This window comes from Myxococcus sp. AB025B, assembly GCF_006518215.1.
GTDB lineage: Bacteria > Myxococcota > Myxococcia > Myxococcales > Myxococcaceae > Myxococcus > Myxococcus fulvus.
In genome coordinates this window covers 1-5,587 of record NZ_SRLW01000459.1, presented here as the reverse complement: position 1 = coordinate 5,587, position 5,587 = coordinate 1, and the positions used below count along the sequence as shown (strand labels likewise).

Genomic DNA, 5,587 nt, shown 5'->3' with positions numbered 1-5,587 from the left:
CCGGCAGGGCCTGTAGTGAATCAGCGAGTTGAGGTTCCTTAGCCGGGCCTCAGCTGACGCCGGTTCAACCTTCAAAATAAAAATTGGAGAGTTTGATCCTGGCTCAGAACGAACGCTGGCGGCGTGCCTAACACATGCAAGTCGAGCGCGAATAGGGGCAACCCTTAGTAGAGCGGCGCACGGGTGCGTAACACGTGGATAATCTGCCTGGATGCTCGGGATAACCAGTCGAAAGATTGGCTAATACCGGATAAGCCCACGGTTTCTTCGGAGACTGAGGGAAAAGGTGGCCTCTGTATACAAGCTATCACAACCAGATGAGTCCGCGGCCCATCAGCTAGTTGGCGGGGTAATGGCCCACCAAGGCGACGACGGGTAGCTGGTCTGAGAGGACGATCAGCCACACTGGAACTGAGACACGGTCCAGACTCCTACGGGAGGCAGCAGTGGGGAATTTTGCGCAATGGGCGAAAGCCTGACGCAGCAACGCCGCGTGTGTGATGAAGGTCTTCGGATTGTAAAGCACTTTCGACCGGGACGAAAACCCGTAGCCCAACACGCTACGGCTTGACGGTACCGGGAGAAGAAGCACCGGCTAACTCTGTGCCAGCAGCCGCGGTAATACAGAGGGTGCAAGCGTTGTTCGGAATTATTGGGCGTAAAGCGCGTGTAGGCGGCGTGACAAGTCGGGTGTGAAAGCCCTCAGCTCAACTGAGGAAGTGCGCCCGAAACTGTCGTGCTTGAGTGCCGGAGAGGGTGGCGGAATTCCCCAAGTAGAGGTGAAATTCGTAGATATGGGGAGGAACACCGGTGGCGAAGGCGGCCACCTGGACGGTAACTGACGCTGAGACGCGAAAGCGTGGGGAGCAAACAGGATTAGATACCCTGGTAGTCCACGCCGTAAACGATGAGAACTAGGTGTCGTGGGAGTTGACCCCCGCGGTGCCGTAGCTAACGCATTAAGTTCTCCGCCTGGGAAGTACGGTCGCAAGACTAAAACTCAAAGGAATTGACGGGGGCCCGCACAAGCGGTGGAGCATGTGGTTTAATTCGACGCAACGCGCAGAACCTTACCTGGTCTTGACATCCTCGGAATCTCTCAGAGATGAGGGAGTGCCCGCAAGGGAACCGAGAGACAGGTGCTGCATGGCTGTCGTCAGCTCGTGTCGTGAGATGTTGGGTTAAGTCCCGCAACGAGCGCAACCCTCGCCTTTAGTTGCCACGCAAGTGGATCTCTAGAGGGACTGCCGGTGTTAAACCGGAGGAAGGTGGGGATGACGTCAAGTCCTCATGGCCTTTATGACCAGGGCTACACACGTGCTACAATGGCCGGTACAGAGCGTTGCCAACCCGCGAGGGGGAGCTAATCGCATAAAACCGGTCTCAGTTCAGATTGGAGTCTGCAACTCGACTCCATGAAGGCGGAATCGCTAGTAATCGCAGATCAGCACGCTGCGGTGAATACGTTCCCGGGCCTTGTACACACCGCCCGTCACACCATGGGAGTCGATTGCTCCAGAAGTCACCTCACCAAGAGGTGCCCAAGGAGTGGTCGGTAACTGGGGTGAAGTCGTAACAAGGTAGCCGTAGGGGAACCTGCGGCTGGATCACCTCCTTTCTAAGGAGACCGGGCATCGGACACGCACTTTGGTGCGAGTAGGCGATGCCAGCAGCCTTCGGGCTGCGTCAGGTCGACCAGGTCAACGTTTCCGAGTCCAATCCGACTCGACTTCTCTGGGCTTGCTGTTTGGTTTTGAAGGACTGAGTGCGCGGCAACGCGGCACCAGCTCTTTGAGAATGAAGGACGCTGTAGGAAGAATCGACGCGGTAGCTCCCTGGGCCTATAGCTCAGCTGGCTAGAGCGCGCGCCTGATAAGCGCGAGGTCGGTGGTTCAAGTCCACCTAGGCCCACCACTTCCTCGAGACGTAGAGTCGAGAGGAGCCAAGTGGTGACGCACCCAGCATGGTAGGATGGCCTGGTTTAAGGGGCTGTAGCTCAGTTGGGAGAGCGCCAGCTTTGCAAGCTGGATGTCGTCGGTTCGATTCCGATCAGCTCCACTACGATTTTCCCTGCAGTCTGAGTGGGAAGCGTTCTTTGACAAGTGCATACGAAGGGTAAGTTGCAATTTCTGCTGAGTAACAAGTTCTCGCAGAAAGCACTGCCGAGGCCGTCGCCGGGAGGCGAGGCGCGAGGCGGTGTTTCTACAAGCGAATTAGAAGTGAATCTTCCGGGCCTGCTGCGAAGAGCAGGGGTCTGGGCCTTGGTTTCGAGTTTCGACAATCCGCCGGGAGGCGGGCGTTGGACAAGAGATTAGGGCAAGTAAGCTACTAAGGGCGTGCGGTGGATGCCTAGGTGCCAAGAGGCGATGAAGGACGCGGGTGGCTGCGAAAAGCTTCGGGGAGCTGTCAACCAAGCGTTGATCCGGAGATGTCCGAATGGGGAAACCCAGCACTGCGAATAGCGGTGTTACCTCCTACTGAATACATAGGCAGGAAGGAGCTAACCAGGGGAAGTGAAACATCTCAGTACCCTGAGGAAGAGAAAACAATGAGTGATTCCCAAAGTAGTGGCGAGCGAAATGGGAGAAGCCCAAACCGAAGTCACGCAAGTGGCGTCGGGGTAGCGGGTCCACGGTAGGACTTTGACTGGCTAGCGGAAGCCTCTGGAAAGAGGCACCAAAGAGCGTGATAGTCGCGTACGCGAAAGCTGGTTGGAGCTGAGTGGGTTACCCAAGTAAGGCGGGACACGTGCAATCCTGCCTGAATCAGCCGGGACCATCCGGTAAGGCTAAATACTCCTTGGCGACCGATAGTGAACAAGTACCGCGAGGGAAAGGTGAAAAGAACCCCGGCAAGGGGAGTCAAAAGAACCTGAAACCGCATGTCTACAAGCAGTTCGAGCTCTACGGCGCAAGCCAGAGCGAGAGCGTACCTTTTGCATCATGATTCGGCGACTTAATATACGTAGCGAGGCTAAGCCGATAGGTGGAGCCGGAGCGAAAGCGAGTCCTAAAAGGGCGAATTAGTTGCGTGTATTATAACCCGAAGCGGGGTGATCTACACATGGCCAGGTTGAAGTGCGGGTAACACCGCATGGAGGACCGAACTCATGAAAGTTGAAAATTTCTGGGATGAGCTGTGTGTAGGGGTGAAAGGCCAATCAAACTCCGTGATAGCTGGTTCTCCCCGAAAGATATTTAGGTATCGGCTCGGGCAATTCAATACTGGAGGTAGAGCACTGGAACGGCTAGGGGTCTCACCAGATTACCAAACCGTACCAAACTCCGAATGCCAGTAATTGTTAGCCCGGGACGCAGTCAGTGGGTGATAACGTCCATTGGCAAGAGGGGAATAACCCAGACCGACAGCTAAGGCCCCCAAATCTAGTCTAAGTGAACACTAGAAAGGATGTGGCAGGTCATTGACAACCAGGAGGTTGGCTTAGAAGCAGCCATCCTTTAAAGAAAGCGTAATAGCTCACTGGTCAAGACAGGCCGCGCCGAAAATGTAACGGGGCTCAAGACTAGTGCCGAAGCTTCGGGTCATACGTAAAGCGTATGGCGGTAGGGGAGCGTCCCAACTGCAGCGAAGGCCGACCGAAAGGGCGACTGGAGCGGTTGGGAGTGCTGATGCCGAAATGAGTAGCGATAAAGGGGGTGAGAAACCCCCTCGCCGTAAACCCAAGGTTTCCTGGGTCAAGTTAATCTTCCCAGGGTTAGCCGGAACCTAAGTCGAGGCCGAAAGGCGTAGATGATGGAAAGCGGGTTAATATTCCCGCGCCATCTTGCAAGCGTTGAACTAAGGGAGGACGGAGAAAGCTAGACGAGCTGACCGGTGGTTGTGTCAGTCTAAAGGCGTAGGGGTGTCGCGTACGAATAAAGGCGCGGCAGCTATCCTCGAGACCTTATGGCGCCCCGTCAGGGGTAAGTCGTCGATGCTCTGCTTCCAAGAAAAGTCCCGTAGGGAGCTTGCAGGGTGTCCGTACCGTAAACCGACACAGGTGGGTGAGGAGAAAATCCTAAGGCGCTTGAGAGAACTCTCCTCCAAGGAACTAGGCAAATTTCCACCGTAACTTCGGAAGAAGGTGGGCCTCTGGTAGGTGAAGGCGTACAGCTGGAGCCGAGAGAGGTTGCAGAGAAATGGCGGTAGCGACTGTTTACCAAAAACACAGGACTCTGCGAAGGCGACAAGCCGACGTATAGGGTCTGACTCCTGCCCGGTGCTGGAAGGTTAAGGGGATTCGTCAGCCGCAAGGTGAAGCGATGATCCGAAGCCCCAGTAAACGGCGGCCGTAACTATAACGGTCCTAAGGTAGCGAAATTCCTTGTCGGGTAAGTTCCGACCTGCACGAATGGAGTAACGACTTCCGCGCTGTCTCGGAGAGGGACTCAGCGAAATTGAAATAGCTGTGCCGATGCAGTTTACCCGCAGCAAGACGGAAAGACCCCGTGAACCTTTACTATAACTTGACAGTGACACTAGGGATTGACTGTGTAGGATAGGTGGGAGCCTTTGAAGCCGGGCCGCTAGGTTCGGTGGAGGCAACGGTGAAATACCACCCTGTTGATTTCTGGTGTCTAACCATGTCCCGTTAGCCGGGATTGGGACACTGTCTGGTGGGTAGTTTGACTGGGGCGGTCGCCTCCCAAAGAGTAACGGAGGCGCGCGATGGTTCCCTCAGCCCGATTGGAAACCGGGCGGCGAGTGCAATGGCATAAGGGAGCTTGACTGCGAGACGGACACGTCGAGCAGGTGCGAAAGCAGGTCATAGTGATCCGGTGGTCCTGAATGGAAGGGCCATCGCTCAACGGATAAAAGGTACTCCGGGGATAACAGGCTTATCTCCCCCAAGAGTTCACATCGACGGGGAGGTTTGGCACCTCGATGTCGGCTCATCGCATCCTGGGGCTGGAGCAGGTCCCAAGGGTTTGGCTGTTCGCCAATTAAAGCGGTACGCGAGCTGGGTTCAAAACGTCGTGAGACAGTTTGGTCCCTATCTGCTGTGGGCGTAGGATACTTGAGAGGCTCTGACCTTAGTACGAGAGGACCGGGTTGGAGGCACCGCTGGTGTACCAGTTGTCTCGCCAGAGGCATCGCTGGGTAGCCATGTGCCGATTGGATAACCGCTGAAAGCATCTAAGCGGGAAACCGACCTCAAGACCAGGTATCCCGGGCGCAAGCCCCTGAAGACCCGTCGAAGACTACGACGTTGATAGGCTGGGTGTGTAAGCGCGGTAACGCGTTGAGCTAACCAGTACTAATTGGTCGAGCGGCTTACTTCCCCCTATCTCTTGCGCGCCCCCTCGAGGGGAGTAAGGGACTCGGGGCCAAGGCCGAGGCTTGAATGCATGCGCATTCACCCGGAAGAAACTTCTAGAAGCACAGCGAGGCTTGTACTCGCAGAATGCTGCAACTTACCCTTCGTATGCACTGTCTCTTGTTTTCCGGTGGCAATGTCGGAGGGGTCACACCCGTTCCCATCCCGAACACGGAAGTTAAGCCCTCCAGAGCCGATGGTACTCCGCGGGAAACCGCGTGGGAGAGTAGGTCGCTGCCGGATTCTTTTTGAGAAGCCCTCGTCGCCTCG

2 tRNA genes and 3 rRNA genes are annotated in these 5,587 nt (G+C 55.9%); all 5 read left to right on the top strand.

The window, feature by feature from the left end:
• Positions 1-80: 80 nt before the first annotated feature.
• The 5 genes from FL311_RS40710 to rrf all read left to right on the top strand — a co-directional run bounded on the left by FL311_RS40710 (position 81) and on the right by rrf (position 5,560).
• Positions 81-1,618, top strand: a 16S ribosomal RNA gene (locus FL311_RS40710).
• Between the two features lie 219 nt (positions 1,619-1,837).
• Positions 1,838-1,914 (top strand) — tRNA-Ile (locus FL311_RS40705).
• A gap of 71 nt (positions 1,915-1,985) precedes the next feature.
• Positions 1,986-2,058, top strand: a tRNA-Ala gene (locus FL311_RS40700).
• Positions 2,059-2,318: 260 nt separating this feature from the next.
• A 23S ribosomal RNA gene (locus FL311_RS40695) occupies positions 2,319-5,282 on the top strand.
• Positions 5,283-5,443: 161 nt separating this feature from the next.
• Positions 5,444-5,560, top strand: a 5S ribosomal RNA gene (rrf, locus tag FL311_RS40690).
• Together the 16S, 23S and 5S rRNA genes with 2 tRNA genes alongside form the textbook arrangement of a ribosomal RNA operon.
• Positions 5,561-5,587 lie beyond the last annotated feature (27 nt).